Source organism: Pseudomonas sp. Irchel 3H3, assembly GCF_900187635.1.
GTDB lineage: Bacteria > Pseudomonadota > Gammaproteobacteria > Pseudomonadales > Pseudomonadaceae > Aquipseudomonas.
Window position 1 is genome coordinate 13,693 of the sequence record NZ_FYEC01000041.1, and the last position, 24,529, is coordinate 38,221.

Genomic DNA, 24,529 nt, shown 5'->3' on the forward strand with positions numbered 1-24,529 from the left:
AGGTGTCGAACCCAATTTTTGTTCCGGCCCTGCTTTTCTGTAGGAGCGAGCCTGCTCGCGATGGTGTGTCAGGCGACATCATTGTTGCTGAACCACCATCGCGAGCAGGCTCGCTCCTACAAGGGGCCGGCTATTTTCCTCAAAGAGTTTTCAAGAAAGGAGTGACACCATGCTGGTGATGCGCCCTGCGCAAATGGCTGATCTGGGCGAGGTACAGCGTCTGGCTGCGGACAGCCCGATTGGTGTCACTTCCCTGCCGGATGACGTTGAACGCCTGAGCGACAAGATCGCCGCGAGCGAAGCCTCGTTCGCCGCCGAAGTCAGCTTCAACGGTGAGGAGAGCTATTTCTTCGTACTCGAAGACAGCACCACCGGCAAGCTGGTGGGCTGCTCGGCCATCGTTGCCTCGGCCGGTTACTCCGAGCCGTTCTACAGCTTTCGCAATGAAACCTTCGTCCACGCCTCCCGCGAGCTGAAGATCCACAACAAGATCCACGTGCTCTCCCAGTGCCATGACCTGACCGGCAACAGCTTGCTGACCAGCTTCTACGTGCTGCCGGAGCTGGTGGGTTCGGCCTGGTCGGAGCTCAACTCCCGCGGACGCTTGCTGTTCGTCGCCAGCCACCCCGAGCGGTTCGCCGATTCGGTGGTGACCGAGATCGTCGGCTACAGCGATGAACAGGGCGACTCACCGTTCTGGGACGCCATCGGCCGTAATTTCTTTGACCTCAACTACGCCGCCGCCGAACGCCTGTGCGGGCTCAAGAGCCGCACGTTCCTGGCCGAGCTGATGCCGCATTACCCGATCTATGTCCCCCTGCTGCCGGACTCCGCTCAAGAAGCGATGGGCCAGGTGCACCCGCGGGCGCAGATCACCTTCGACATCCTGATGCGCGAAGGCTTCGAGACCGATCATTACATCGACATCTTCGACGGTGGCCCGACCCTGCACGCGCGTGTCTCGGGGATCCGCTCGATTGCCCAGAGCCGTGTGGTGCCGGTGAAGATCGGCGAGCCGGTCAAGGGCGCAGGCCGGCAGTACCTGGTGGCCAATGCCCAGTTGCAGGATTACCGCGCGGTCATGCTCGAGCTGGACTACGCGCCGGGCAAACCGGTGGTCCTGGATCTGGAAGCCGCCGAGGCCCTGGGCGTCGGCGAGGGTGCCAGCGTGCGTCTGGTGGCGGTTTAACGCTTTTACGCCTGATAAAGGCTGCAGAGCAGCGAGTTTTGCGGGGGGCCGTTACCGGCCGTCCGTTTGAGGAGATAGCATGATCGTTCGTCCCGTACGCAGCAGCGATTTACCCGCTCTGATCGAGCTGGCCCGCAGCACTGGCACCGGCCTGACCACCTTGCCGGCCAACGAAGAGCGCCTGTCGCACCGGGTTGGCTGGGCCGAAAAGACCTTCCGTGGCGAAGCGGGGCGCGGCGACGCCGATTACCTGTTCGTGCTCGAGGATGACGACGGCCGCGTGGTGGGAATTTCCGCAATTGCCGGCGCCGTGGGTCTGCGTGAGCCCTGGTACAACTTCCGGGTTGGCTTGACGGTCAGCGCTTCGCAAGAGCTGAACATCTACCGCGAAATTCCGACGCTGTTCCTGGCCAACGACCTGACCGGCAACTCCGAGCTGTGCTCGTTGTTCCTGCATGCCGATTATCGCACCGGCCTCAACGGCCGCATGCTGGCCAAGGCGCGGATGTTGTTCATCGCCGAATTCCCGCAGCTGTTTGGCAACAAGATCATCGCCGAGATGCGTGGCGTCTCCGACACGGCTGGCCGTTCGCCGTTCTGGGAAAGCCTGGGCCGGCACTTCTTCAAGATGGAGTTCAGTCAGGCCGATTACCTGACTGGCGTGGGCAACAAGGCGTTCATTGCCGAGTTGATGCCCAAGTTTCCGCTCTACACCTGCTTCCTTTCCGAAGACGCGCGCAATGTCATCGGCCAGGTTCACCCGGACACCGAGCCGGCGCTGGCGATGCTCAAGAGCGAGGGTTTCAGCTACCAGGGCTACGTCGATATTTTCGACGCCGGCCCGGCAGTGGAATGCGAAACCGGCAAGATCCGCGCGGTGCGTGACAGCCAGGCGCTGGTGCTGGCCATCGGCACCCCGGGGGATGACGCCACGCCGTTCCTGATTCACAACCGTAAGCGCGAAGACTGCCGCATCACTGCTGCGCCCGCACGTTTTGCCGCCGGTACCCTGGTGGTCGATCCACTGACCGCCAAACGTCTTCAACTCAATGCCGGTGATCAAGTGCGCGCCGTGCCGTTGTCTGCTGCCCGGGAGTCGAAATAATGAATTCGCTATACATCGCAGGTGAGTGGCTGGCGGGTCAGGGCGATGCCTTTGAATCGCTGAATCCGGTGACCCAGCACGTGCTGTGGTCGGGGCAGGGCGCTACCACCGCCCAGGTTGAAAGCGCCGTGCAGGCTGCGCGCCAGGCGTTCCCGGCCTGGGCCCAGCGTACCCTGGAAGAGCGCATCAGCGTGCTGGAGGCCTTTGCCGCCAGCCTCAAGTCCCACGCCGACGAGTTGGCGCACTGCATCGGTGAAGAAACCGGCAAACCGCTGTGGGAAGCGGCGACTGAAGTGACCAGCATGGTCAACAAGATCGCCATCTCGGTGCAGAGCTACCGCGAGCGTACCGGCGAAAAGAGCGGCCCGCTGGGCGACGCCACCGCCGTATTGCGGCATAAGCCCCATGGCGTGGTTGCGGTCTTCGGGCCTTACAACTTCCCGGGTCACTTGCCCAATGGGCACATTGTTCCGGCCCTGCTGGCCGGTAACAGCGTGCTGTTCAAGCCTAGCGAACTGACCCCGAAAGTCGCCGAATTGACGGTCCGTTGCTGGATCGAAGCCGGCCTGCCGGCGGGTGTGTTGAACCTGCTGCAAGGCGCCCGTGAAACCGGGATCGCGTTGGCCGCCAACCCGGGGATCGACGGTCTGTTCTTCACCGGTTCCAGCCGCACCGGCAACCACCTGCATGCGCAGTTCTCCGGGCGCCCGGACAAGATTCTCGCGCTGGAAATGGGCGGCAACAACCCGCTGGTGGTCGATCAGGTCGCCGACCTCGACGCGGCGGTCTACACCATTATTCAGTCGGCCTTCATTTCTGCTGGTCAACGCTGCACCTGTGCGCGCCGCCTGCTGGTGCCGCAAGGCGCCTGGGGCGACACGCTGCTGGCGCGCCTGGTGGCGGTCAGCGCGACCATCGAGGTCGGCGCGTTCGATCAACAGCCGGCACCGTTCATGGGGTCAGTGGTTTCCCTGGCCGCCGCCAAAGCCTTGATGGACGCCCAGGAACACCTGCTGGCCAATGGCGCGGTGAGCTTGCTGGAGATGACCCAGCCACAGGCCAATGCGGCATTGCTCACCCCGGGCATCCTGGATGTCAGCGCCGTGGCGGATCGTCCTGACGAAGAGCTGTTCGGGCCACTGCTGCAAGTGATTCGCTACAGCGATTTCGAGTCGGCGATCAGCGAGGCCAACAACACCCAGTACGGCCTGGCCGCCGGCTTGCTGTCGGACTCCGAGGCGCGTTACCAGCAGTTCTGGCTGCAGAGCCGTGCCGGTATCGTCAACTGGAACAAGCAACTGACAGGTGCTGCGAGCAGCGCGCCCTTCGGCGGCGTCGGCGCATCGGGCAACCACCGCGCCAGCGCTTACTACGCAGCGGATTACTGCGCGTACCCGGTGGCCTCGCTGGAAACACCGAGCCTGACCATGCCTGCGGCCCTGACGCCGGGCGTGAAGATGGCGTGATGCCTATCGCTGGCAAGCCAGCTCCCACAGGGTACTGCGTCGATCACAAAAACTTGTGATCACTGCTGAGCCTGTGGGAGCGGGCTTGCCCGCGATGGCCGCACCGCAGCCTAAAAGAATTGTTACCTGAGCCTATAACAACAGATTCTCGTGGAGCCTCGCTGATGAAATCCTATGAAGTCAATTTCGACGGTCTAGTGGGGCCGACCCATAACTACGGCGGTCTGTCCTTCGGCAACGTTGCGTCCCAGAGCAACAGCCAGCAGTCTTCCAACCCCAAGGAAGCGGCGCTGCAAGGCCTGGCGAAAATGAAAGCGCTGATGGACATGGGTTTTGTCCAGGGCGTGCTGGCGCCGCAGGAACGTCCGGATGTCGGCGCATTGCGCAGCCTGGGCTTTAGCGGCACCGATGCCCAAGTGATCGAGCAGGCCGCCAAAGAGGCCATGCCACTGTTGGTCGCCAGTTGCTCGGCGTCGAGCATGTGGGTGGCCAACGCCGCCACTGTCAGCCCGAGCGCCGACACCGCCGACGGCCGTGTGCACTTCACCGCCGCCAACCTCAACTGCAAGTACCACCGCAGCATCGAGCACCCGACCACCAGCCGCGTGCTGGGGGCGATGTTCGCCGACCAGAAGCACTTCGCCCATCACGCGGCCTTGCCGGCCGTGGCGCAGTTCGGTGACGAAGGCGCGGCCAACCACACCCGTTTCTGCCGTGACTACGGCGAAGCCGGGGTCGAGTTCTTTGTGTTCGGTCGCAGTGCGTTCGACCCCCGTTACCCGGCGCCCCAGAAGTACCCGGCGCGCCAGACCCTGGAAGCCTCGCAAGCGGTCGCACGTTTGCACGGCCTGAGTGATGACGGCGTGGTCTATGCTCAGCAGAACCCTGCGGTGATCGATCAGGGCGTGTTCCACAACGACGTGATTGCGGTGGGTAACGGTGAGGCGCTGTTCTATCACGAGGACGCCTTCCTCGACACCGAGCAGATGCTGGCTGAACTGTCGGCCAAGCTCGCCAAGCGGGGTGGTCAGTTCAAGGCGATCTGCGTGCCGCGTGCGCAGGTTTCGGTCGAGGACGCCGTGCGTTCCTACCTGTTCAACAGCCAACTGCTGTCGCAGGCGGACGGTTCGATGTTGCTGATCGTGCCGCAAGAGTGCCAGAACAACGAACGCGTCTGGCAGTACCTGCAGACCCTGACCAGTTCCGGTGGGCTGATCCGCGAGGTCAAAGTCTTCGACCTCAAGCAGAGCATGCAGAACGGTGGTGGCCCGGCGTGCCTGCGTCTGCGCGTGGCGTTGAATGAAACCGAGCTGGCGGCCGTCAATCCAGGGGTTATCATGACCGCGCCGTTGTATGGCACGCTGACCCAGTGGGTTGAAAAGCACTACCGTGACCGCATGACCGAAAACGATCTGGCGGACCCACAATTGTTGCTTGAGTGCCGGGCGGCACTGGATGAACTGACGCAAATCCTTAAACTGGGCGCGGTTTATCCATTCCAGATCAATTGAAAGCCCGCGACCGGCTCCTGATGAGTCGGGCGCGCTGCTTTATCTCCAGATGAGAGCGAAAAAATGAGCGATACCCTGCAGCTGATCCTTGAAGACACCGACGGCACTCAACTGGAAACCTCCTGCACCCGCGTAGCGGTGATCTGGCAGGGCAAGGAACTGTGGATCCAGCACGACGGCCGCGGCCAACTGCTGATCGGCGTTGACGTCGAAGAAGGCGATGCCGAATACGCCAACCTGCTGCTGCGCCCATTGGCGACTAATCTGGTAAGCCTGCAACTGGAAATGGAACCGGCTGAAGTCGGCGACGAAGACCACGTGCATGGCCCGGATTGCAATCACGACCATTAAGGAAATCGTTCTATGCTCGCCCTCGGCAAACTGCTTGAACTGACCCTCGCCGGCCGTGAACCGGCGGAGAAGACTCAACTGACTGTCGAAGGCGTGCGGATGCGCTGGCTGAGTGAAGGTGCGCTGGAAGTCCGGCCACCGCAAGCTCGCGACAACGGCCTGGACTTGCTGTTGTCGGCCGGCATCCACGGCAACGAAACAGCGCCGATCGAGTTGCTCGATCGCCTGTTGCACGACATTGCTCGCGGTGACTTGAAGCCGTGCGCACGCATTCTGTTCCTGTTCGGCAACCCCGAGGCCATGCGCCGCGGCGAGCGTTTTGTCGAGCAGGACGTCAATCGGCTGTTCAACGGCCGGCATGAATTGAGCAGTGGCTGCGAGGCGCTGCGCGCCTGTGAACTGGAGCGCCTGGCAGCGAGTTTTTTCAGCTTGCCGGACCGTGAGCGCCTGCACTACGACCTGCATACCGCTATTCGTGGTTCGAAGATCGAACAGTTTGCCCTGTACCCCTGGAAAGAAGGCCGCCAGCACTCGCGTCGCGAACTGGCCCGGCTACGGGCGGCAGGCATGGAGGCGGTGCTGTTGCAGAGCAAGCCGTCGATCGTGTTCAGTTCCTACACCTACGACAAGCTGGGCGCTGAGGCCTTCACCCTGGAGCTGGGCAAGGCCCGGCCATTTGGGCAGAACGATGGGGTCAATGTTTCACGCCTGGAAACCCGCCTGAAGCAGATCATCGAGGGCAGCGAGCCGCCCTTGGCAGACGCCGGCCTGGACGGCCTGCAACTGTTCAGCGTGGCGCGGGAAATCATCAAGCACAGCGATAGCTTCACGCTGAACTTGCCGGCGGACATCGAGAACTTCTCACCGCTGGACGTGGGTTATGTGCTGGCTGAAGACATCGCGCAGACGCGCTGGGTCATCGAGGAGGAGGGTGCGAGAATCATCTTCCCCAACCCCAAGGTGAAGAATGGCTTGCGGGCCGGCATCTTGATTGTGCCAACCACGGGTGAAAACCTGGCCTGATTCAACTTCTAAAACCTGTGGAAGCAACGCTACCCCCACAGGTTTTTGCCTGGCTTAAACGGCTACCGCGCGAGGCTCGTTACGACGCAGTGCGCGGATCTTGTGCAGGGTATCGGCACAGGTCTTCGCCGCTTCCTGGCCCTTGTGCACAAAGTGCTCGAAGAAGAACTTCTGGTGTTCTTCGCCGGCATGGAAGTGATGGGGCGTCAGGGAGACCGAGAACACCGGCACTTCTGTTTCGAGCTGGACCTGCATCAGGCCACTGACAACTGCTTGGGCGACGAACTCGTGACGGTAGATGCCGCCATCGACCACCAAGGCGGCCGCGACGATGCCGGCATAACGGCCGGACTTGGCCAGCAGCTTGGCGTGCAGCGGGATTTCAAAGGCACCGCCGACTTCAAAAAAGTCGATCTCCGATTCCTGGTAACCCTGGGCAATCATCTCGCTGACGAAGCCCTTACGGCTCTGGTCAACAATATCCTTGTGCCAGCAGGCCTGGATAAACGCTACGCGCTCGCCCTGATGGTTTTTGCTTTTGCTGTCGATTGCGGTGGGTTGCATCTGTTCTGACTCCTGTTTGTGTGAAAAACAGGGCGTTATGAATCGAATGGGATTTAAGGGTGCGCAACGGGTAAGCGTGCATTGATTGCACCTCTCCCGTGGACGGCCCTTTGGCGCCAATCCCGTTCTCTCTTCATCCGGACTATGACCGTCGGCCCCGGGATCACACCGGGTCTGCTGACCTTGCCATCATTCACAACCAGCGGCTGCGGTGACACCAAGCGCTCGCGGGCTATGCGCATTGCGCGCAATTACCGCCGGTGGGGAGTTGCACCCCGCCCTGAGAACGTTTTGCCGACAGATTGTCTGGCGGCGCAGCGTTTTTAACACATATTTCACAGCTGTGCATTGCTGCTATCTGCTGATTGTCATCGACTTTTTATCGGGCGCCTGCCGCCTTTTCCTGGCGCAAGGGTTGATTATTGCCCGGCATGCCCGCAGTAATTCACACCTGTAAGGGATTCTCCCCTGTCTACCGAGGCCTGATTCATGAGTGTTATCGATCTTCGCAGCGACACCGTCACCCAACCAACCGCAGGGATGCTCGACGCAATGGCCAGGGCGGCCACCGGTGACGATGTCTATGGTGAGGATCCTACGGTCAATCGACTCGAGGCCGAGCTGGCCGGGCGCCTGGGATTTGCCGCCGCACTGTTCGTGCCGACGGGCACCATGAGCAACCTGCTGGGCTTGATGGCCCACTGCGAGCGCGGTGAGGAGTACATCGTCGGCCAACAGGCGCACACCTACAAATACGAAGGCGGTGGCGCCGCGGTGCTGGGCTCGATCCAGCCGCAGCCACTGGAGGTCCAGGTTGACGGTTCGCTGGACCTGGCGCAGGTGGCGGCGGCGATCAAGCCGGATGACTTCCACTTCGCCCGTACTCGCCTGCTGGCCCTGGAAAACACCATGCAAGGCAAAGTGCTGCCGCTGGAGTACCTGGCCCAGGCGCGAAGCTTTACCCAGGCGCATGGCTTGCAGTTGCACCTGGATGGCGCGCGGCTGTACAACGCGGCGGTCAAGCTGGGGGTGGATGCACGGGTGATCACCAAGCATTTCGACTCGGTGTCAGTGTGCCTGTCCAAAGGCCTGGGCGCGCCAGTGGGCTCGGTGCTCTGTGGTTCGGTGGAGTTGATCGCCAAGGCTCGACGATTGCGCAAGATGGTCGGTGGCGGCATGCGCCAAGCCGGCTATCTGGCGGCGGCCGGCCTGTATGCGCTGGATCATCACGTGCAACGCCTGGCCGAGGACCATGCCAACGCCGAGTACCTGGCGCAAGGTCTGCGAGCGGCGGGTTTTACTGTCGAGCCGGTGCATACCAACATGGTTTACCTGCAGATCGGCGACAAAGCCGACGCAATCAAGGCTTTTGCTGCAGAGCGGGGCGTCAAGCTCAGCGCCGCTGCCCGTTTGCGCATGGTTACCCACATGGATGTCGGTCGGGCCCAGATCGACCAGGTAATCGCGACATTCGTCGAGTTTTCCGCTAAATGATCTTGCAGGCCGTCCAATTGACGGTTTCTATCGTATAAACACGCTGTACCGCGCGCGCAGGGCCGATATAATGCGGCCCTTTGCCGTCGCTTCGTCCGTTGACGAATCGCACAGGCCTTTGGCCGCAGCCTCCGTGGAAGAACCTAATGAAAAGCGCAGAAATCCGTGAAGCCTTCCTTCGCTTCTTCGAAGAGCAAGGCCACACCCGTGTAGCCTCCAGCTCTTTGATTCCGGGCAACGACCCAACCCTGCTGTTCACTAACGCGGGGATGAACCAGTTCAAGGACTGCTTCCTGGGCCAGGAAAAGCGCGCGTATACCCGCGCCACCAGCAGCCAGAAGTGCGTACGCGCCGGCGGCAAGAACAGCGACCTGGAAAACGTCGGTTACACCGCCCGTCACCACACGTTCTTCGAGATGCTGGGTAACTTCAGCTTCGGCGACTATTTCAAGCACGACGCAATTACTTTCGCCTGGACCTTCCTGACCGGTGTCCTGCAGCTGCCGAAGGAAAAACTCTGGGTTACCGTCTACGCCTCCGACGATGAAGCGTATGACATCTGGACCCAGCAGATCGGTGTGCCGGTCGAGCGCATGATCCGCATCGGCGACAACAAGGGCGCGCCTTACGCTTCCGACAACTTCTGGACCATGGGCGATACCGGCCCGTGCGGCCCATGCACCGAGATTTTCTACGATCACGGCGACCACATCTGGGGCGGCCCACCGGGTTCGCCGGAAGAAGACGGCGACCGTTACATCGAGATCTGGAACAACGTCTTCATGCAGTTCAACCGCACCGCCGATGGCGTGTTGCATCCGTTGCCAGCGCCGTCGGTGGATACCGGCATGGGCCTGGAGCGGATCAGTGCGGTGATGCAGCACGTCAACTCCAACTATGACATCGACCTGTTCAAGAACCTGCTCAAAGCCTCGGCTGAAGCAATCGGCTGCGAAAATGGCGATCAGTCTTCACTCAAAGTGGTTTCCGATCACATCCGTTCCTGCGGTTTCCTGATTGCCGATGGCGTGCTGCCGTCCAACGAAGGCCGTGGCTACGTGCTGCGCCGGATCATCCGTCGCGCCTGCCGCCACGGTAACAAGCTGGGCGCCACTGGCAGCTTCTTCTACAAGATCGTCGCGGCGCTGGTGGCCGAGATGGGTGAAGCCTTCCCGGAACTCAAGCAGCAGCAGGCCAATATTGAGCGCGTGCTCAAGGCCGAGGAAGAGCAGTTCTCCAAGACTCTGGAGCACGGCCTGAAGATTCTCGAGCAGGACCTGGCCGAACTCAAAGGCACCGTAGTGCCGGGCGACGTGGTGTTCAAGCTGTATGACACCTATGGTTTCCCGATGGACCTGACCGCCGACATCGCCCGCGAGCGCGAGCTGACCATCGACGAATCCGGTTTCGAGCGCGAAATGGAAGCCCAGCGCGTGCGTGCACGTTCGGCCAGTTCGTTTGGCCTGGACTACAACACCCTGGTCAAAGTCGACGTGGCCACCGAGTTCACCGGCTACACCGATACCCGCGGTTCGGCGAAAATCGTTGCCCTGTACAAGAATGGCCAGTCGGTCGACGTATTGAGCGAAGGCGACGAGGGCGTGATCGTTCTCAACCAGACCCCGTTCTACGCCGAGTCCGGTGGCCAGGTCGGTGACTGCGGTTACCTGCAGGCCGGTACTGCACGTTTCGACGTGCGCGATACCACCAAGACCGGTGGTGCCTTCCTGCACCACGGTGTGCTGGCATCGGGTAGCCTGATCGTTGGTGCGCCGGTTGAGGCCCAGGTGGATGCCGAGGTGCGTCACGCTACTGCGTTGAACCACTCGGCGACCCACTTGCTGCACGCAGCCTTGCGCCAGGTGCTGGGCGAGCACGTCCAGCAGAAGGGGTCGTTGGTCGACAGTCAGCGCCTGCGCTTTGACTTCAGCCACTTCGAAGCCATCAAGCCTGAGCAGATCAAGGCGTTGGAAGAAATCGTCAACGCGCAGATTCGCCAGAACTCGGCGGTAGAGACTGAAGAAACCGACATCGACACCGCCAAGCAAAAAGGCGCCATGGCGCTGTTCGGCGAAAAGTATGGCGACAGTGTGCGCGTGCTGAGCATGGGCGGTGATTTCTCCGTCGAGTTGTGCGGCGGTATCCACGCCAACCGTACTGGCGACATCGGTTTGCTGAAGATCATCAGCGAAGGCGGTGTGGCTTCGGGCGTACGGCGTATCGAGGCAGTGACTGGCGCAGCTGCGCTGGCCTACCTGAACGCGGCAGAAGAGCAACTCAAGGAAGCGGCCAGCCTGGTCAAGGGCAGCCGCGACAACCTGATCGACAAGCTGTCGGCTGTGCTTGAGCGCAACCGTCTGCTGGAAAAGCAACTCGAGCAGTTGCAAGCCAAGGCCGCCAGTGCGGCGGGTGACGACCTGTCGGCCCAGGCCCAGGACGTCAAGGGCGTGAAGGTGCTGGCCGTGCGTCTCGACGGTCAGGATGGCAAGGCGCTCCTGGCGCTGGTCGATCAGTTGAAGAACAAACTCGGCCGCGCAGTGATCCTGCTCGGCAGTGTCCATGAGGAAAAGGTCGTGCTGGTTGCCGGTGTGACCAAAGACCTGACTGGCCAACTCAAAGCCGGTGATTTGATGAAGCAAGCCGCTGCGGCAGTGGGCGGGAAGGGCGGTGGTCGTCCGGACATGGCGCAAGGCGGTGGTATTGACGCTGGCGCACTGGACGCGGCCCTGGCCCTGACCGTACCGTTTGTCGAACAGGGTATTTAAGGCTGTATGCCGGGCCTCTCGTCTAGTGGTAGGTCCGGCTGCTGTTTGAGTGACTAATGGGCGCCCTTCATGGGCAGAGGCGGCTTTGAAATGGCTTTGATCGTACAGAAATTTGGAGGCACCTCGGTCGGCACTGTCGAGAGAATCGAGCAGGTCGCCGACAAGGTTAAGAAATTCCGCGATGCCGGCGATGACCTGGTGGTCGTGCTGTCTGCAATGAGCGGCGAAACCAACCGTCTGATCGATCTGGCCAAGCAAATCAGTGGCGATGAGCAACCGGTTCCGCGTGAACTGGATGTGATTGTCTCCACCGGCGAGCAGGTGACGATTGCATTGCTGGCCATGGCGTTGATCAAGCGCGGCGTGCCTGCGGTGTCGTACACCGGCAACCAGGTGCGGATCCTGACGGACAGCGCGCACAATAAAGCGCGTATCCTGCAGATCGATGACCAGAAGATTCGCGGTGACCTGAAGGCTGGCCGCGTGGTTGTGGTGGCCGGTTTCCAGGGCGTCGACGAGCACGGCAACATCACCACCCTGGGCCGTGGCGGCTCCGACACCACTGGCGTGGCGCTGGCAGCGGCCCTGAAGGCCGATGAATGTCAGATCTATACCGACGTGGACGGGGTGTACACCACCGACCCGCGCGTGGTGTCCGTGGCCCAGCGCCTGGACAAGATCACCTTCGAAGAGATGCTGGAAATGGCCAGCCTCGGTTCCAAGGTGCTGCAGATCCGTGCGGTCGAGTTCGCCGGCAAGTACAACGTCCCGCTGCGCGTACTGCACAGCTTCAAGGAGGGGCCAGGCACCCTCATTACTATTGATGAAGAGGAAACCATGGAACAGCCGATCATTTCCGGCATCGCTTTCAATCGCGATGAAGCCAAGCTGACCATCCGTGGCGTGCCAGACACCCCGGGCGTGGCATTCAAGATTCTCGGCCCGATCAGTGCCGGCAATATCGAAGTCGACATGATCGTGCAGAACGTTGCGCACGATAACACCACCGACTTCACCTTCACCGTGCACCGCAATGACTACCAGGCGGCCCAGACCGTGCTGGAAAACACCGCTCGCGAGATCGGTGCCCGTGAGGTGGTGGGTGACACCAAGATCGCCAAGGTCTCGATCGTCGGCGTTGGCATGCGTTCTCACGCAGGTGTTGCCAGCCGCATGTTCGAAGCCCTGGCCAAGGAAACCATCAATATCCAGATGATCTCCACTTCGGAGATCAAGGTGTCGGTGGTGATCGAAGAGAAGTACCTGGAACTGGCTGTGCGCGCACTGCACACGGCGTTCGAACTGGACGCACCGGCTCGCCAAGGCGAGTGATGTGGTCCCGAGGGGCGCGGTCTGACCGCGCCCTTTATTTTTTGAGTGGCGTGGGCAAGGCTGTTCTTTTGCATGCGCTGGTCAATACTTAAGCGTGTAGAGCTGCGATCGTTCCGGTCGCCGTTCGAGCGCTTTTTTTTTGCAGACTGTTGTCCCTGAACTGAAATGCGTAAGGAGAAAGGTATGCTGATTCTGACTCGTCGGTGTGCAGAAAGCCTGATTATCGGTGATGGCGAAATCACCGTAACCGTGCTCGGCGTCAAAGGAAATCAGGTGCGCATAGGCGTTAACGCACCCAAGGAGGTAGCTGTACACCGTGAGGAAATCTACCTGCGTATAAAGAAAGAGAAGGACGAAGAACCAAGCCATTAATTTTTATCGCTTTTTATGTTTGCAAACGGGGAAAAGGTTGGTTAAGATACGCCCCGTGTTGCGGAGAGCTGGCCGAGTGGCCGAAGGCGCTCCCCTGCTAAGGGAGTACACCTCAAAAGGGTGTCGGGGGTTCGAATCCCCCGTTCTCCGCCATTATTTGTGTAGAGCGTTGTAATCAGGCTTTTTCGGTAAGTGATTGAAATTACTAGAAAAAGTGCTTGGAAAAAAGATTCGACGAACTATAATGCGCGGCAACAAATGCACTCGTAGCTCAGCTGGATAGAGTACTCGGCTACGAACCGAGCGGTCACAGGTTCGAATCCTGTCGAGTGCACCAATTAAGGGTTGTTTGAAGTGATTCAAGCAACCTTGTTTCAATCAGTTGTGATCTGGTTTAAAAGCACACATTGCACTCGTAGCTCAGCTGGATAGAGTACTCGGCTACGAACCGAGCGGTCACAGGTTCGAATCCTGTCGAGTGCACCATTTAAGGGTTGTTTGCAGTCATGCAGGTAACCTGGCTTCAACCAGTTGTGATCTGGTCTAAAAGTACAATTGCACTCGTAGCTCAGCTGGATAGAGTACTCGGCTACGAACCGAGCGGTCACAGGTTCGAATCCTGTCGAGTGCACCAAACACCAAAAAGCCTGCGTCTAACGCGGGCTTTTTGCTGTCTGGGATTTGGCTTTCTGCCGAACACGTCTTTGCTCGTCAAATCTGCTCGGCGCGCTTTTCATCTTCTTTGCCTTGATTGCCCGATCGGCTGCTTGCAGGTGTTCGGCTTCGGGCAGGACTGCCGTGTCGGCGTATACCTCGGTGTTGCTGCCGGGCAGGTAGGTGCGGACTTGCTGCAGGCTCGGACGCTCTCCGGTCTTGCAGGCCGTGCTGGTGAATGTGATGCGACCGTTGGCTGCCTCACAACGCTGCACAGTCATTACTTGCGCGCTGGCCGCTGGGCAGAGCAGGGTGGTCAGTAACAAACAGCGTATCCGCGATGGCATTCAGCGCCCTCCCTGGCGATCCATTTGAAGGTTAGTCGGACATTTTGCGATGGCCCTGTGTTTTCTTTTCGGGATAAGTCGTCGCACTCTCATGGATCAGGACAGCGCTCAGGTTTGTCGTGCAAGCGCTTGTTTCAGCCGCGATTTTTAACGTTTAAAAGCGTCAGGCGGTGTATCATTGCGCCCGTCAGCCCCGCCGGGGCTTGTGGAATACCTCCATGGACTTACCCAGTAGTTACTCAGTACCCCGTTTTTCCAATCATGAATTGACTGATTGATCCTTCCGGCGTGCCCCGCTGCTGGGAGTGGAGTTCGCCTATGACTGAAGTAGAAGTAAAAAAGACTCAAGAAAGCTTGCAGGACCGCCTTGCTCAAGTCATTGAGCTGCTGCAGCGCCAGCGGGTGGTCGAAGACCTGACTCACCGCCAGGAAGGTCCTCATCACGACCGGGTCGAGAACCTGGTCCACCGGCAGAACCTCGTCGAGTTGCAACGCAAGCTCGATGACCTGCACTCCGCTGACGTTGCCTACATCCTTGAAGCATTGCCGCTGAACGATCGCCTGACGGTCTGGCAGTTGGTCAAGGCTGAGCGTGACGGCGACATCCTGCTTGAAGTGTCTGACTCAGTCCGTGAAACCCTGATCGCCGACATGGACGATCACGAGCTCCTGGCAGCCGCCAAGGAGATGGACGCCGACGAACTTGCTGACCTGGCCCCTGAGCTGCCGCGAGACGTCGTCCATGAGCTGATGGAGACCCTCGATGGCCAGCAGCGTGAGCGCGTGCGCTCCGCGTTGTCCTATGACGAGGAGCAGGTCGGTGCATTGATGGACTTCGAGATGGTGACGATCCGTGAGGACGTCAGCCTCGAGGTGGTCTTGCGCTACCTGCGGCGCCTCAAGGAGCTGCCGGGCCATACCGACAAATTGTTCGTGGTCGACTACGACGGTGTGCTCAAGGGCGTCCTGCCGATCAAGCGCCTGTTGGTCAACGATCCGGACAAGCAGGTCTCGGAAGTCATGGCCAGCGATCCGGTGAGCTTTCACCCGGACGAAGATGCCTATGACGCGGCGCAGGCGTTCGAGCGTTACGACTTGATCTCGGCCCCGGTGGTCGACAAGAACGACAAGCTCATCGGCCGTCTGACCATCGACGAGATGGTCGACCTGATTCGTGAAGAGAGCGAAAACGAAGTCCTCAACATGGCGGGTCTGCGTGAAGAGGAAGATATTTTCGCTTCGGTGTGGAAGTCCCTGCGTAACCGTTGGGCGTGGTTGGCCATCAACCTGATTACCGCCTTCGTTGCCTCGCGGGTGATCGGCCTGTTCGAAGGGTCTATCGAGAAGCTGGTGGCCCTGGCGGCGCTGATGCCGATTGTTGCCGGCATTGGTGGCAACTCCGGTAACCAGACCATCACCATGATCGTGCGCGCCATGGCGCTGGACCAGGTCAGTACCGGCAATACCTCGCGCCTGATGCGCAAGGAGCTGGCGGTGGGCCTGATCAATGGCCTGGTGTGGGGTGGAGTGATTGGCGTAGTGGCCTTCCTGCTGTATGGCAGTTGGTCGCTCGGCGTCGTGATGACGGCCGCCATGACCCTGAACCTGCTGCTGGCGGCGCTGATGGGGGTGCTGATCCCGATGACCCTGGCGCGCGTCGGGCGTGACCCGGCAATGGGTGCGAGCGTGATGATCACGGCCGTAACCGATAGCGGCGGCTTCTTCATCTTCCTTGGCCTTGCCACGATCTTCCTGCTCTAGGCCTGTGCTGCGCGACCTGGCCCAATGGCCGCGTCGCGCATCTGGGATTAATCAAACTGTCTGATGTCGATGGCCTGCGTGCGAATCATCGCGAAGATGCCTGGGCGGACTGTTTCAGGCAAAAAAAAGCCAGCGCGAGGCTGGCTTGAACTTTCGGGGTGTAATCAGGACGGGTTTGCGGCCATTTCAGCGTCATGGGCAATCAACGACACCAGTGCATTTTGCTGGCGGTGAGACAGTTGGCGGAAGCGTTGCAGCAGTTCACGCTCGTGCAGCGACAGCTCGGGACTGTCCAGGCGCATGCTCAACTCTTCACCCAGCGCGCCTTCCTGAATAAGACTCTGCTCCAGGCGCGCGATGATTTCGGAGTTCATGCTGCGATGATGGTTGCGTGCCACCTCGGCAATGCGTTCACGCATTCCGTCTGGCAGGCGTACGACGAACTTGTCAGCCGTACGGCTGGAATAAATTGCCTGTTTCAATGGGCGCATATATTTAACCGGTTAGTTCAGGGGAGCGGTTCTCGGAATTGGCCGCAGGATGTCTTTAGGACAAGCAAGGCAGCCAAATGTTCAACCTGAATTGATAAGAGGCCCGCATCATGCCTCAAGCAAGCCAGATCCTTGGCGCCAATTCTGTGACAAATATTGAGCCTGAGGCAGGCGTTATGCCAGCACCAATTATCAGAAATGCGGACTGGTTTGAAAACTTAAATCCGCTCCGGGTGCATGGCCTCGCCCTTTTGCCCAGTGGACAGGGGGCTGCGCGTCCTTGTGTGCAAGCCGTGTACGCTTGCACGCCACTCCTCTACGTATACAGCGTAGTGGCAAATGGCCGATTTACTAGGGGTGAATACATCATGAGGGGATATTGCGGGTGAGTGGCAGACTGGTTTATCTCATGGGCCCCTCGGGCTCTGGCAAGGACAGCCTGATCGATGCGGCCCGCGATGCTCTGGCGCAACTCGACTGCGTGGTGGCGCGCCGGGTAATTACCCGCTCGGCAGAGTCAGTCGGGGAGGCTGCCCTGGGGCTCACGCCCCAGGCATTTGCCGAATTGGCGCGTGAGGGCGGTTTTGCCCTGAGTTGGCATGCCAACGGGCTGGATTACGGAATTCCGGTGCAGATCGATCAGTGGCTGGCGCAAGGGCTGCATGTGCTGGTCAACGGTTCCAGGGGGCACTTGCCTCTAGTGAAAGAGCGCTACCCGCAGTTGTTGCCCATCCTGTTGACGGTGAATACCGATGTCCTGCGTGAGCGCCTTCAGCGCAGGGGACGTGAAAGCAGCGAAGAGATCGAGACCAGGTTGGCGCGTAATGCCTTGTTTGCCCGTGGTACGGCGGAGGACGAGTCCGGCGGTATTTTCCTGCTGGATAATTCCGCCGAGTTGTCGACAACTCTGGCTCGCTTGCTGGCGTTGCTTGGCAATGAAGGTATCGTGGAAAAACCCCGTTCGGCGTGAGCGGGCCATTGCCTACACTTAATAAGCCGTACAGACGACATGACAAACGCGGGGCTGCCCGTTAACATGCTCGCCGTCCATCGCGCCGCAGCTCCTTGCGGCCGGTCTGTGTCTCAGTAGCTCAATTGGATAGAGCATCCCCCTCCTAAGGGGAAGGTTGCAGGTTCGAACCCCGCCTGGGACACCATATAAATAGAGCCTTTTAACCCGTCATCCTGACAGCTCACTTTTTCCGTAACAGCAGGGTGGCAGCAAAAGGCGAAAATAAACCCCGCATAGGTCAGTCTTGCGGGGTTTTTTTTGGCTGAAATAATTAATAACGAAAGCAGCAGGCTTTATGACGACGGGTAGAAACGAACTTTGCTGGTGTGGCTCAGGGAAAAAATTAAAACGTTACCATCTTGGGCGCGCCGCGGCCGACCCTCTCAAATTCTGGGATTGATGCGCCCCGGATTCTCCAGACATCTTGCAAGCCCGCTTTACACGGCCTCCTTAAATAAGAACGCCCCCGTAACAGAACTGTCATCGTTCATCCACCAGCCACTGCCCTAAGCGTCCCGGCTACGGATAGATGCTTACTGGGCGCTACGGCTGAAAATCCTGATCACTTCACTCAGATGCTCGGCCATTGCCTGACGCGCTGCGTCGGGGTCGTGTTGTTCCAACGCTTGCAGCACACGCCGGTGTTCATCTTCCGAACGATGGGGCATGTCGCCCGAGCTGTAATGGCTTTGTAGACGCTGGAACATGCTGCCGTATCGATGGCCTAACAGGTGTTGAATCATCAGCGCGTAGGCCGGGTTGTCCGAGGCCTGGGCGATGCGGATATGGAATAGGCGGTCGCCGGGGTGGGTGTGTGAATCTTCACGGTTGTCCTGCACGTTGCGCTCGAATGCCTCGCGGATGCCTGCCAGTTCTTCATCGCTAGCGTTCACGGCCGCCAGCGCGGCGGCTTCGGGCTCGATCAGACGGCGGGCCTGAAGCAAGGCGAAGGGCGGGATTTCAGCGCTGAAATCAATCTCGATCCCCAGCTCAGGGTCCAGCTCTTTCCATTGATTGCGCGTGACTTGAGCCATGACTGGCTCATTCGATACCGCTTGCACTGAAGGCTCGCAGACCAGCACCCCGTTACCGACGCGCACATCCACCAAGCCGATCACTTCTAGCGCAATCATTGCCTCACGCACAGAGGCTCGGCTCACACCTAGCAACTTGGCCAGCTCTCGCTCGGCCGGCAAACGGCTGCCTGGCGGAAATTCTCCGCTGTCGATCAAGGCTCGCAGCTGGTCGGCGATCTGCCGGTAAAGTCTTTGGTTATCAATAACTTGAAATGGCATTGAAAATTAAACTCTGGTTTGGACAGCATTCGACAAGCACGCCGGTGGAAAAGACGCTTGTTGATGGTCGAGGCGAATGCTATAAAAGGCCTAATGGTCTGACCATTGAACCCATAACGTGAAGTGATCATAGCAAACTTTATTCTGACGCTTGAGTCGGTCTGCCAATTGATGCGCCTCCAATGGCCTGACCATTGGGCCAATCTTCGCGAAAACAATAAAAAATTAGCGTCACGGAGCACTTATGAATCTTTCCGGCAAACGCGTGCTGATCACGGCGGGCGCTCAGGGTATTGGCCTAGCCAGTGTCCAGGCGTATCTCGCTGCTGGCGCTGAAGTCTTCGCCGCCGACATCAATGCTGGCGCCCTCGAAGCACTTGAAGGTGCACATACCCATATCCTAGATGTCACCGATGCAAGCGCCATCCAGCACCTAGCCCAAGAGCTTGGTCCGCTAGATGTTCTGTTCAACTGCGCAGGTGTGGTTCACAGCGGCAACATTCTTGAGTGCAGCGAAAACGACTGGGCCTTCGCCCTGGACCTAAACGTTACCGCCATGTACCGCATGATCCGAGCTCTCTTGCCGGGCATGTTGGCGAACGGTGGCGGCTCGATCATCAATATGGCCTCGGTGGCTTCCAGCGTTAAAGGCGTTCCCAATCGTTTTGCCTACTGCGCCAGCAAAGGTGCGGTAATTGGCCTGACACGTTCAGTGGCGGCTGATTTCGTCAGTCAGAACATCCGCTGCAATGCCATTTGCCCCGGCACCGTTGACTCCCCCTCCTTGCGTCAACGCATCAGTGAACAAGCCCAAAGTGAAGGTCGCAGCATCGCTGAGGTCTACGCCGCCTTCGCTGCCCGCCAACCGATGGGCCGCATCGGCACCGCTGAGGAAATAGCACACCTGGCGCTGTACCTGGGCTCAAGTGCCAGCGGGTTCACCACCGGAACTGCGCAAATTATTGATGGCGGCTGGAGTAACTGAGTCCCGCGCCGCCATTAGACCTGCGTACCCCCTTAGCTCTAACTAACAAAGGAAATAATATGAAGCTGCTGCGCTACGGCGAAAAAGGCCAGGAACGTCCTGCGTTGCTTGATAACAACGGTCAATTGCGCGACTTGTCCGAAGTGGTCGTTGATATCACGGGCGACGCGCTGAGCCCGCAAAGCATCGCCCGCCTGCAAGATCTCGACCCGTCCAGCTTGCCGCTGGTTGAAGGCTCGCCACGCCTCGGCGCTTGCGTTGGTGAAGTCGGCAAGTTCATCTGCATCGGCCTCAACTATGCCGATCACGCCGCCGAAACTGGTGCCGCAATCCCGGCCGAACCGGTGGTGTTCAGCAAGTGGACCAGCGCCATTGTCGGCCCGAATGACGACATCGAGATACCGCGCAACTCACGCAAAACCGACTGGGAAGTCGAGCTTGGCGTGGTCATCGGCAAAGGCGGCCGCTACATCAGCGAAAGCGATGCTCTCGAACACGTGGCCGGTTATTGCGTAATCAATGACGTGTCCGAGCGCGAGTTCCAGCTGGAACTGGGCGGCACTTGGGACAAAGGCAAGGGCTGTGACACTTTCGGCCCGCTCGGCCCTTGGCTGGTGACCCGCGATGAAGTCGCTGACCCGCATCAGCTCGATCTGTGGCTGGAAGTCGACGGCAAGCGTTACCAGAACGGCAACACCCGGACGATGATTTTCCAGATCCCAAAAATCATCAGCTACCTCAGCCAATTCATGAGCCTGCAACCCGGTGATGTGATCTCCACCGGTACTCCCCCGGGCGTCGGCCTGGGTATCAAGCCTGAGCCGGTGTACCTGCGCGCAGGTCAACAAATCCGTCTGGGCATCGCCGGCCTCGGCGAACAAAACCAACGCACCGTGAATGCCCAGTGACAGGTAGCTACGCCATGACCACGATTACCGCTGTACGCGTTGAAGACATCCGCTTCCCTACTTCGCAATCTCTCGATGGTTCGGATGCGATGAACCCGGACCCGGATTACTCCGCGGCCTATGTCATTCTCGAAACCGATACCCCGGGCCTGGAAGGCCATGGGCTGACCTTTACCATCGGCCGCGGCAACGAGATTTGCTGCGCCTCGATCAAGGCGTTGGCCGGTCTGCTGGTGGGGTTGAAGCTGGAATGGATTGCCCAAGACATGGGCCGTTTCTGGCATCACGTCACCAGTGACAGCCAATTGCGCTGGATCGGCCCGGATAAAGGCGCCATTCACCTGGCCACCGGAGCGGTGGTCAACGCCGCCTGGGACTTGTGGGCCAAGGCGGAGCGCAAGCCGGTCTGGCGCCTGGTGGCGGACATGAGCCCCGAGCAGTTGGTGCGCTGCATTGATTTTCGCTACATCACCGATTGCATCACCCCGGCAGAAGCCCTGACGTTGCTGCGCGAACGCGCCCGGGGTAAAGCCGAGCGCGTTGCGCTGCTCGAAGAGCAAGGTTACCCGTGCTACACCACTTCAGCCGGGTGGCTGGGGTATGCCGACGACAAGCTGCGCCGTTTGTGTCAGGAAGCGGTCGACGCCGGTTTCTCCCACGTCAAACTCAAAGTCGGCCGCGACCTGAAGGACGACATCCGCCGCGTGCGTATTGCCCGTGAAGTGCTGGGCCCGGATCGTCAGTTGATGATCGACGCCAACCAGGTGTGGGAAGTCGACACGGCCATCAACTGGGTCCGCGAGCTCTCCTTCGCCAATCCATGGTTCATTGAAGAGCCCACCAGCCCGGATGACGTCGAAGGCCATCGCAAGATTCGTCTGGGTGTCGCTCCGGTCAAAGTCGCCACGGGGGAGATGTGCCAGAACCGCATCGTGTTTAAACAATTGATCATGCGTGAAGCAATTGATGTGGTGCAGATCGACGCCTGCCGACTGGGCGGGGTCAATGAGGTGCTGGCGGTGATGCTGATGGCCGCCAAATACAACTTGCCGGTATGCCCACACGCAGGCGGCGTGGGCTTGTGCGAGTACGTACAGCACCTGTCAATGATCGATTACCTGTGCATCGCCGGCACCCATGAAGGTCGCGTAGTGGAGTTTGTCGACCATCTGCACGAACACTTCGTAGACCCGTGCGTAATTCGTAATGCGGCCTACATGCCACCGCAGGCGCCGGGCTTCTCGATCCAGATGAAGGCCGCCTCTCGAGAGCAGTACCAGTATCGGGGCTAACCGCCATGCGATCCTCGCGCCCACTTCGGCTGAATGCTCACCAGCACTCCAGTCGCTATGACGCCACGGCCTATCGGGTACGTGATGGGCCTGGTGGCTGATAACGCCTCCACAGCTGTGGCGTTTTGCCGATGGGCCGTTCTTGGTGGTCGCGGCTTATGTCCGTGGCGCCTTGAAAAAGCTGTAAGCGCTGTATTGATGTTGCTGCACTCCACAAAAACAATAATCGGAGGACGTCATGTCTAACCCCGCGTTGAAGCAGGCGCTCAGCAAAATCCGCTGGCGCATCTTGCCCTTTGTTGCATTGATGTTTGCGATGGCAATCATTGACCGTTCCAACATCGGTTTTGCCAAACACGCCTTTCAGGCTGACACCGGCCTCAGCAACGCCGCTTTTGCGCTTGGTGCGGGCATTTTCTTTATCGGCTACGCCGTGTTTGAGGTGCCCAGCAACCTGATGCTGCACAAGATCGGCGCGCGTATTTGGTTGAGCCGGATCATGGTCACCTGGGGGTTGGTTTCGGCTGCGATGATGTTTGCCCACGACGAAACCAGCTTCTACATCCTCCGCTTTTTGCTGGGCGTGGCCGAGGCCGGTCTTTCGCCGGGCGTGGTGCTGTACCTGACCTATTGGTTCCCGCAGAACCAGCGCGGTTCGGCCTACGGCATTTACTATTTTGGTGTGCCGGTGTCTTTGATTGTAGGCGGGCCGGTGTCGGGATGGCTGCTGGAAACCGCCCAGTTCGGTCTGGCCGGTTGGCAATGGATGTTTGTCACCGAAGGCCTCGCCGCCTCGATCATCGGCGTGTTTGCGTTCTTTTACCTGACCGACAAACCGCGAGACGCCAAGTGGATGAGTGCTGAAGAAAAAGCTGCGATTGAGCACGAACTGGAAAAAGATCAGCTGTTGAAAGCCAATAATGGTCCATCGACATGGCGTGCGGCATTGATCAACCCTAAGGTTCTGTACTTCACCCTGATCTATTTCACGATTCAGGTCAGTGTCTACGGCGTACTGTTTTACCTGCCCACGCGAATCGCGGAACTGCTCGCCACCGGCATCGGCCTGAAAGTCGGCATGTTGACCGCCATTCCCTGGATTGCCACCGTTTGCGTGCTGTATGTGGTCACCCGTTACGCCGACCGAAAAGGCCAGCAGGCTCGTTTTGCAGCCTTGATGCTGGCATTGGCAGCAGTGGGAATGGTGGGCTCGACCTTGAGCGGTAGTCTGCCGCTGGTGATGCTGTCGTTCTGCGTTGCCGCCGCCGGGTTCATCACCGTGCAGCCGCTATTCTGGACCTTGCCTACTCGCTTCCTGGGCGGTGCCGCAGCGGCCAGCGGGATTGCGGTGATTGGCGCATTGGGCAATCTAGGCGGCTTCCTGGCGCCAACGGTCAAAACCTGGGCCGAGCAGTACTTCAATAACGCCCACGCGGGGATGTACTTCCTGGCGGTGACCGCCCTGATCGGTACGCTGATGCTGATTCGCTCGGCAAGAGCGGGGCACGAGTCAGGAAAGCGGGTTCAGGTGGCCCGATCGCCCAGCTGAAAATGTGTACGTGCTCGCGATGGCACCTCTTCTGTACACCAGTGGCATCGCGAGCAGTCCCGCTCTCATAGGTCATGAAGCGCCATGTAGTTGCGCTGGTTCGCTCGGCACGTGCTCCTTGTTGGCGAGCGTTATTGTGGCAACGTGGCCGAGGGCCCCCTCACATTTCATTTCAGATGGAGTGCAGGCGACTGATGATTTGGGATACGGCGTCGTCCGGTGAGAGCTGGGCTGTATCTATATAGAAGGGCGGTGGATTCCACGGTTCATAGTCATGTGCCAGCACTGACGCCCAGGTTGGAGGTGTCAGGCCGGGGATGTCGGTCGTGCGGGTTTCGACGCGTCGGCGATGTTCTTCTGTGTCGGAGCAGATCACTTCAATATCCAGTAGCGCTGCGCCGGCGCTGGTTGCGGTGGCGTGCCAGGTGTTGCGACTTGCCGATACCGGGTTGACGCAGTCGACGACGACGGTGTGGCCAAGACGCAGATTGCTCAGGGCAAGCTCGTTGGCCACGAGGTAGCCGCTGGTGCCTACGTCCTGTACGAGGACGCAGGCGTTGCGGATGGCTTGTTCGATGGTATCGATCCGTAGGTAGACCGCTCGCAGTCGATTGGCCAGGAGCTTGGCGATCGTGGTTTTTCCGGTGCCGGGTAGGCCGCTGAATACAATAAGCACGAGCTGTCCTGCGGGGGAGGGGATGCAGCATCTTCTCTATATAGAAGAGGTTTTGAAAGCCGGTCGCGGCCAGGCACCTGATTTCAGGGCTTATTCAGGCTGTTTTCGGTGTTTTGATAGAAAAACCAAATTAGCAGTTGACGGCAGATTCTATATGTCTATAATTCGCCCCACTTCCGGCGCAGTCGAAACGGAAAACTCCTTGGTAAACAATGAGTTACGCAGTTTTCGGCAGCGGGTTGCTTCAGTTCATCGAAGCGCGAAAGGAGTTGAAAAAGAGGTGTTGACAGCAGCGTGTAACGCTGTAGAATTCGCCTCCCGCTACCGAGTGATCGGAAGCGCAAGTGGTTGAAGTTGTTGAGGAAATCTTCAAAAACTTCTGAAAAT

At 59.4% G+C, this 24,529-nt stretch carries 23 protein-coding genes, 5 tRNA genes and 1 riboswitch; of the genes, 22 read left to right on the forward strand and 6 right to left on the reverse strand.

Going from position 1 to position 24,529, the window contains the following annotated elements:
- Window positions 1-169 precede the first annotated feature (169 nt).
- The 6 genes from aruF (at window position 170) to astE (ending at window position 6,645) form a co-directional block, all read left to right on the forward strand.
- Window positions 170-1,189 (forward strand): arginine/ornithine succinyltransferase subunit alpha, encoded by a 1,020-nt coding sequence (gene aruF / locus CKW24_RS25995; RefSeq protein ID WP_095171548.1) that lies wholly within the window; start codon window positions 170-172, stop codon window positions 1,187-1,189.
- A gap of 79 nt (window positions 1,190-1,268) precedes the next feature.
- Entirely contained in the window at window positions 1,269-2,294 is a 1,026-nt protein-coding gene (astA, locus tag CKW24_RS26000; RefSeq protein ID WP_095171550.1) for an arginine N-succinyltransferase, read from the forward strand.
- The gene (gene astD, locus CKW24_RS26005) at window positions 2,291-3,760 is read left to right on the forward strand and encodes a succinylglutamate-semialdehyde dehydrogenase (protein WP_177440717.1); all 1,470 of its coding nucleotides are present in this window, start codon (window positions 2,291-2,293) and stop codon (window positions 3,758-3,760) included. The genes astA and astD overlap by 4 nt, the downstream gene beginning before the upstream one ends.
- A gap of 164 nt (window positions 3,761-3,924) precedes the next feature.
- Window positions 3,925-5,271, forward strand: coding sequence for an N-succinylarginine dihydrolase (astB, locus tag CKW24_RS26010; protein WP_095171553.1), 1,347 nt, complete (start codon window positions 3,925-3,927; stop codon window positions 5,269-5,271).
- Window positions 5,272-5,334: 63 nt separating this feature from the next.
- Window positions 5,335-5,622 carry a topoisomerase II gene (locus tag CKW24_RS26015; RefSeq protein ID WP_095171555.1) on the forward strand — a complete coding sequence of 96 codons (288 nt, stop codon included), beginning with the start codon at window positions 5,335-5,337 and terminating at the stop codon, window positions 5,620-5,622.
- Window positions 5,623-5,634: 12 nt separating this feature from the next.
- Window positions 5,635-6,645 (forward strand): succinylglutamate desuccinylase, encoded by a 1,011-nt coding sequence (gene astE / locus CKW24_RS26020; protein ID WP_095171557.1) that lies wholly within the window; start codon window positions 5,635-5,637, stop codon window positions 6,643-6,645.
- Between the two features lie 54 nt (window positions 6,646-6,699).
- Here astE and CKW24_RS26025 read toward each other — a convergent pair whose 3' ends face one another.
- Window positions 6,700-7,209, reverse strand: a complete 510-nt coding sequence (locus tag CKW24_RS26025) for a 6,7-dimethyl-8-ribityllumazine synthase (RefSeq protein ID WP_095171559.1) — start codon at window positions 7,207-7,209, stop codon at window positions 6,700-6,702.
- 120 nt (window positions 7,210-7,329) lie between these two features.
- Window positions 7,330-7,501: riboswitch (FMN riboswitch) on the reverse strand.
- 197 nt (window positions 7,502-7,698) lie between these two features.
- Between CKW24_RS26025 and ltaE the strand changes: the two genes are divergently transcribed.
- From ltaE to CKW24_RS26065, 8 genes are all read left to right on the forward strand, one after another.
- Entirely contained in the window at window positions 7,699-8,703 is a 1,005-nt protein-coding gene (gene ltaE, locus CKW24_RS26030) for a low-specificity L-threonine aldolase (protein ID WP_095171560.1), read from the forward strand.
- A 146-nt stretch (window positions 8,704-8,849) separates the two neighbouring features.
- Window positions 8,850-11,468, forward strand: coding sequence for an alanine--tRNA ligase (gene alaS / locus CKW24_RS26035; protein WP_095171562.1), 2,619 nt, complete (start codon window positions 8,850-8,852; stop codon window positions 11,466-11,468).
- Window positions 11,469-11,558: 90 nt separating this feature from the next.
- On the forward strand, window positions 11,559-12,800 hold the full coding sequence (locus CKW24_RS26040; RefSeq protein WP_095171563.1) for an aspartate kinase: 1,242 nt from the start codon (window positions 11,559-11,561) through the stop codon (window positions 12,798-12,800).
- Between the two features lie 183 nt (window positions 12,801-12,983).
- The gene (csrA, locus tag CKW24_RS26045; RefSeq protein ID WP_002554426.1) at window positions 12,984-13,172 is read left to right on the forward strand and encodes a carbon storage regulator CsrA; all 189 of its coding nucleotides are present in this window, start codon (window positions 12,984-12,986) and stop codon (window positions 13,170-13,172) included.
- Between the two features lie 62 nt (window positions 13,173-13,234).
- Window positions 13,235-13,325, forward strand: a tRNA-Ser gene (locus CKW24_RS26050).
- Between the two features lie 107 nt (window positions 13,326-13,432).
- Window positions 13,433-13,509 (forward strand) — tRNA-Arg (locus CKW24_RS26055).
- Between the two features lie 72 nt (window positions 13,510-13,581).
- Window positions 13,582-13,658: transfer RNA gene (locus CKW24_RS26060), tRNA-Arg, on the forward strand.
- Window positions 13,659-13,729: 71 nt separating this feature from the next.
- Window positions 13,730-13,806, forward strand: a tRNA-Arg gene (locus tag CKW24_RS26065).
- Window positions 13,807-13,825: 19 nt separating this feature from the next.
- Here the strand turns inward: CKW24_RS26065 and CKW24_RS26070 are convergent.
- Complete coding sequence (locus CKW24_RS26070) at window positions 13,826-14,173, reverse strand: hypothetical protein (RefSeq protein WP_095171565.1); 348 nt, start codon at window positions 14,171-14,173, stop codon at window positions 13,826-13,828.
- Between the two features lie 318 nt (window positions 14,174-14,491).
- On the opposite strand from CKW24_RS26070, the gene mgtE reads away from it, so the two are divergent.
- Window positions 14,492-15,934 carry a magnesium transporter gene (gene mgtE, locus CKW24_RS26075; protein ID WP_095171567.1) on the forward strand — a complete coding sequence of 481 codons (1,443 nt, stop codon included), beginning with the start codon at window positions 14,492-14,494 and terminating at the stop codon, window positions 15,932-15,934.
- Between the two features lie 164 nt (window positions 15,935-16,098).
- Here the strand turns inward: mgtE and CKW24_RS26080 are convergent, their stop codons facing one another.
- The gene (locus CKW24_RS26080) at window positions 16,099-16,425 is read right to left on the reverse strand and encodes an Arc family DNA-binding protein (RefSeq protein WP_095171568.1); all 327 of its coding nucleotides are present in this window, start codon (window positions 16,423-16,425) and stop codon (window positions 16,099-16,101) included.
- Between the two features lie 385 nt (window positions 16,426-16,810).
- Here CKW24_RS26080 and phnN point away from each other — a divergent pair, with 385 nt between their 5' ends.
- The 3 genes from phnN to CKW24_RS28755 all read left to right on the forward strand — a co-directional run bounded on the left by phnN (window position 16,811) and on the right by CKW24_RS28755 (window position 17,837).
- The gene (gene phnN / locus CKW24_RS26090; protein ID WP_095171584.1) at window positions 16,811-17,395 is read left to right on the forward strand and encodes a phosphonate metabolism protein/1,5-bisphosphokinase (PRPP-forming) PhnN; all 585 of its coding nucleotides are present in this window, start codon (window positions 16,811-16,813) and stop codon (window positions 17,393-17,395) included.
- Window positions 17,396-17,505: 110 nt separating this feature from the next.
- Window positions 17,506-17,582: transfer RNA gene (locus CKW24_RS26095), tRNA-Arg, on the forward strand.
- 150 nt (window positions 17,583-17,732) lie between these two features.
- The gene (locus CKW24_RS28755; RefSeq protein WP_095171571.1) at window positions 17,733-17,837 is read left to right on the forward strand and encodes an SEC-C metal-binding domain-containing protein; all 105 of its coding nucleotides are present in this window, start codon (window positions 17,733-17,735) and stop codon (window positions 17,835-17,837) included.
- 133 nt (window positions 17,838-17,970) lie between these two features.
- Here the strand turns inward: CKW24_RS28755 and CKW24_RS26105 are convergent, their stop codons facing one another.
- Entirely contained in the window at window positions 17,971-18,732 is a 762-nt protein-coding gene (locus CKW24_RS26105) for a FadR/GntR family transcriptional regulator (protein ID WP_095171573.1), read from the reverse strand.
- Between the two features lie 244 nt (window positions 18,733-18,976).
- Here CKW24_RS26105 and CKW24_RS26110 point away from each other — a divergent pair, with 244 nt between their 5' ends.
- The 4 genes from CKW24_RS26110 (at window position 18,977) to CKW24_RS26125 (ending at window position 23,466) form a co-directional block, all read left to right on the forward strand.
- Window positions 18,977-19,717, forward strand: a complete 741-nt coding sequence (locus tag CKW24_RS26110) for an SDR family oxidoreductase (RefSeq protein WP_095171575.1) — start codon at window positions 18,977-18,979, stop codon at window positions 19,715-19,717.
- Between the two features lie 59 nt (window positions 19,718-19,776).
- Window positions 19,777-20,625 carry a fumarylacetoacetate hydrolase family protein gene (locus CKW24_RS26115; protein ID WP_095171576.1) on the forward strand — a complete coding sequence of 283 codons (849 nt, stop codon included), beginning with the start codon at window positions 19,777-19,779 and terminating at the stop codon, window positions 20,623-20,625.
- Window positions 20,626-20,639: 14 nt separating this feature from the next.
- Complete coding sequence (locus CKW24_RS26120; RefSeq protein WP_095171578.1) at window positions 20,640-21,917, forward strand: L-fuconate dehydratase; 1,278 nt, start codon at window positions 20,640-20,642, stop codon at window positions 21,915-21,917.
- 238 nt (window positions 21,918-22,155) lie between these two features.
- Window positions 22,156-23,466, forward strand: a complete 1,311-nt coding sequence (locus tag CKW24_RS26125) for an MFS transporter (RefSeq protein WP_095171580.1) — start codon at window positions 22,156-22,158, stop codon at window positions 23,464-23,466.
- A gap of 172 nt (window positions 23,467-23,638) precedes the next feature.
- Here CKW24_RS26125 and CKW24_RS26130 read toward each other — a convergent pair whose 3' ends face one another.
- Both CKW24_RS26130 and CKW24_RS28300 read right to left on the reverse strand, forming a co-directional pair.
- Complete coding sequence (locus CKW24_RS26130) at window positions 23,639-24,142, reverse strand: AAA family ATPase (protein WP_095171582.1); 504 nt, start codon at window positions 24,140-24,142, stop codon at window positions 23,639-23,641.
- A 158-nt stretch (window positions 24,143-24,300) separates the two neighbouring features.
- A partial coding sequence (locus CKW24_RS28300; protein WP_218274109.1) for a hypothetical protein occupies window positions 24,301-24,529 on the reverse strand: 229 nt, incomplete at its 5' end.

Coding starts and splice junctions, on each gene's coding strand:
- aruF (WP_095171548.1), top strand. CDS start 170: ATGCTGGTGATGCGCCCTGCGCAAATGGCTGATCTGGGCGAGGTACAG.
- astA (WP_095171550.1), top strand. CDS start 1,269: ATGATCGTTCGTCCCGTACGCAGCAGCGATTTACCCGCTCTGATCGAG.
- astB (WP_095171553.1), top strand. CDS start 3,925: ATGAAATCCTATGAAGTCAATTTCGACGGTCTAGTGGGGCCGACCCAT.
- CKW24_RS26015 (WP_095171555.1), top strand. CDS start 5,335: ATGAGCGATACCCTGCAGCTGATCCTTGAAGACACCGACGGCACTCAA.
- astE (WP_095171557.1), top strand. CDS start 5,635: ATGCTCGCCCTCGGCAAACTGCTTGAACTGACCCTCGCCGGCCGTGAA.
- CKW24_RS26025 (WP_095171559.1), bottom strand. CDS start 7,209: ATGCAACCCACCGCAATCGACAGCAAAAGCAAAAACCATCAGGGCGAG.
- ltaE (WP_095171560.1), top strand. CDS start 7,699: ATGAGTGTTATCGATCTTCGCAGCGACACCGTCACCCAACCAACCGCA.
- alaS (WP_095171562.1), top strand. CDS start 8,850: ATGAAAAGCGCAGAAATCCGTGAAGCCTTCCTTCGCTTCTTCGAAGAG.
- CKW24_RS26040 (WP_095171563.1), top strand. CDS start 11,559: ATGGCTTTGATCGTACAGAAATTTGGAGGCACCTCGGTCGGCACTGTC.
- csrA (WP_002554426.1), top strand. CDS start 12,984: ATGCTGATTCTGACTCGTCGGTGTGCAGAAAGCCTGATTATCGGTGAT.
- CKW24_RS26070 (WP_095171565.1), bottom strand. CDS start 14,173: ATGCCATCGCGGATACGCTGTTTGTTACTGACCACCCTGCTCTGCCCA.
- mgtE (WP_095171567.1), top strand. CDS start 14,492: ATGACTGAAGTAGAAGTAAAAAAGACTCAAGAAAGCTTGCAGGACCGC.
- CKW24_RS26080 (WP_095171568.1), bottom strand. CDS start 16,425: ATGCGCCCATTGAAACAGGCAATTTATTCCAGCCGTACGGCTGACAAG.
- CKW24_RS28755 (WP_095171571.1), top strand. CDS start 17,733: ATGACGACGGGTAGAAACGAACTTTGCTGGTGTGGCTCAGGGAAAAAA.
- CKW24_RS26105 (WP_095171573.1), bottom strand. CDS start 18,732: ATGCCATTTCAAGTTATTGATAACCAAAGACTTTACCGGCAGATCGCC.
- CKW24_RS26110 (WP_095171575.1), top strand. CDS start 18,977: ATGAATCTTTCCGGCAAACGCGTGCTGATCACGGCGGGCGCTCAGGGT.
- CKW24_RS26115 (WP_095171576.1), top strand. CDS start 19,777: ATGAAGCTGCTGCGCTACGGCGAAAAAGGCCAGGAACGTCCTGCGTTG.
- CKW24_RS26120 (WP_095171578.1), top strand. CDS start 20,640: ATGACCACGATTACCGCTGTACGCGTTGAAGACATCCGCTTCCCTACT.
- CKW24_RS26125 (WP_095171580.1), top strand. CDS start 22,156: ATGTCTAACCCCGCGTTGAAGCAGGCGCTCAGCAAAATCCGCTGGCGC.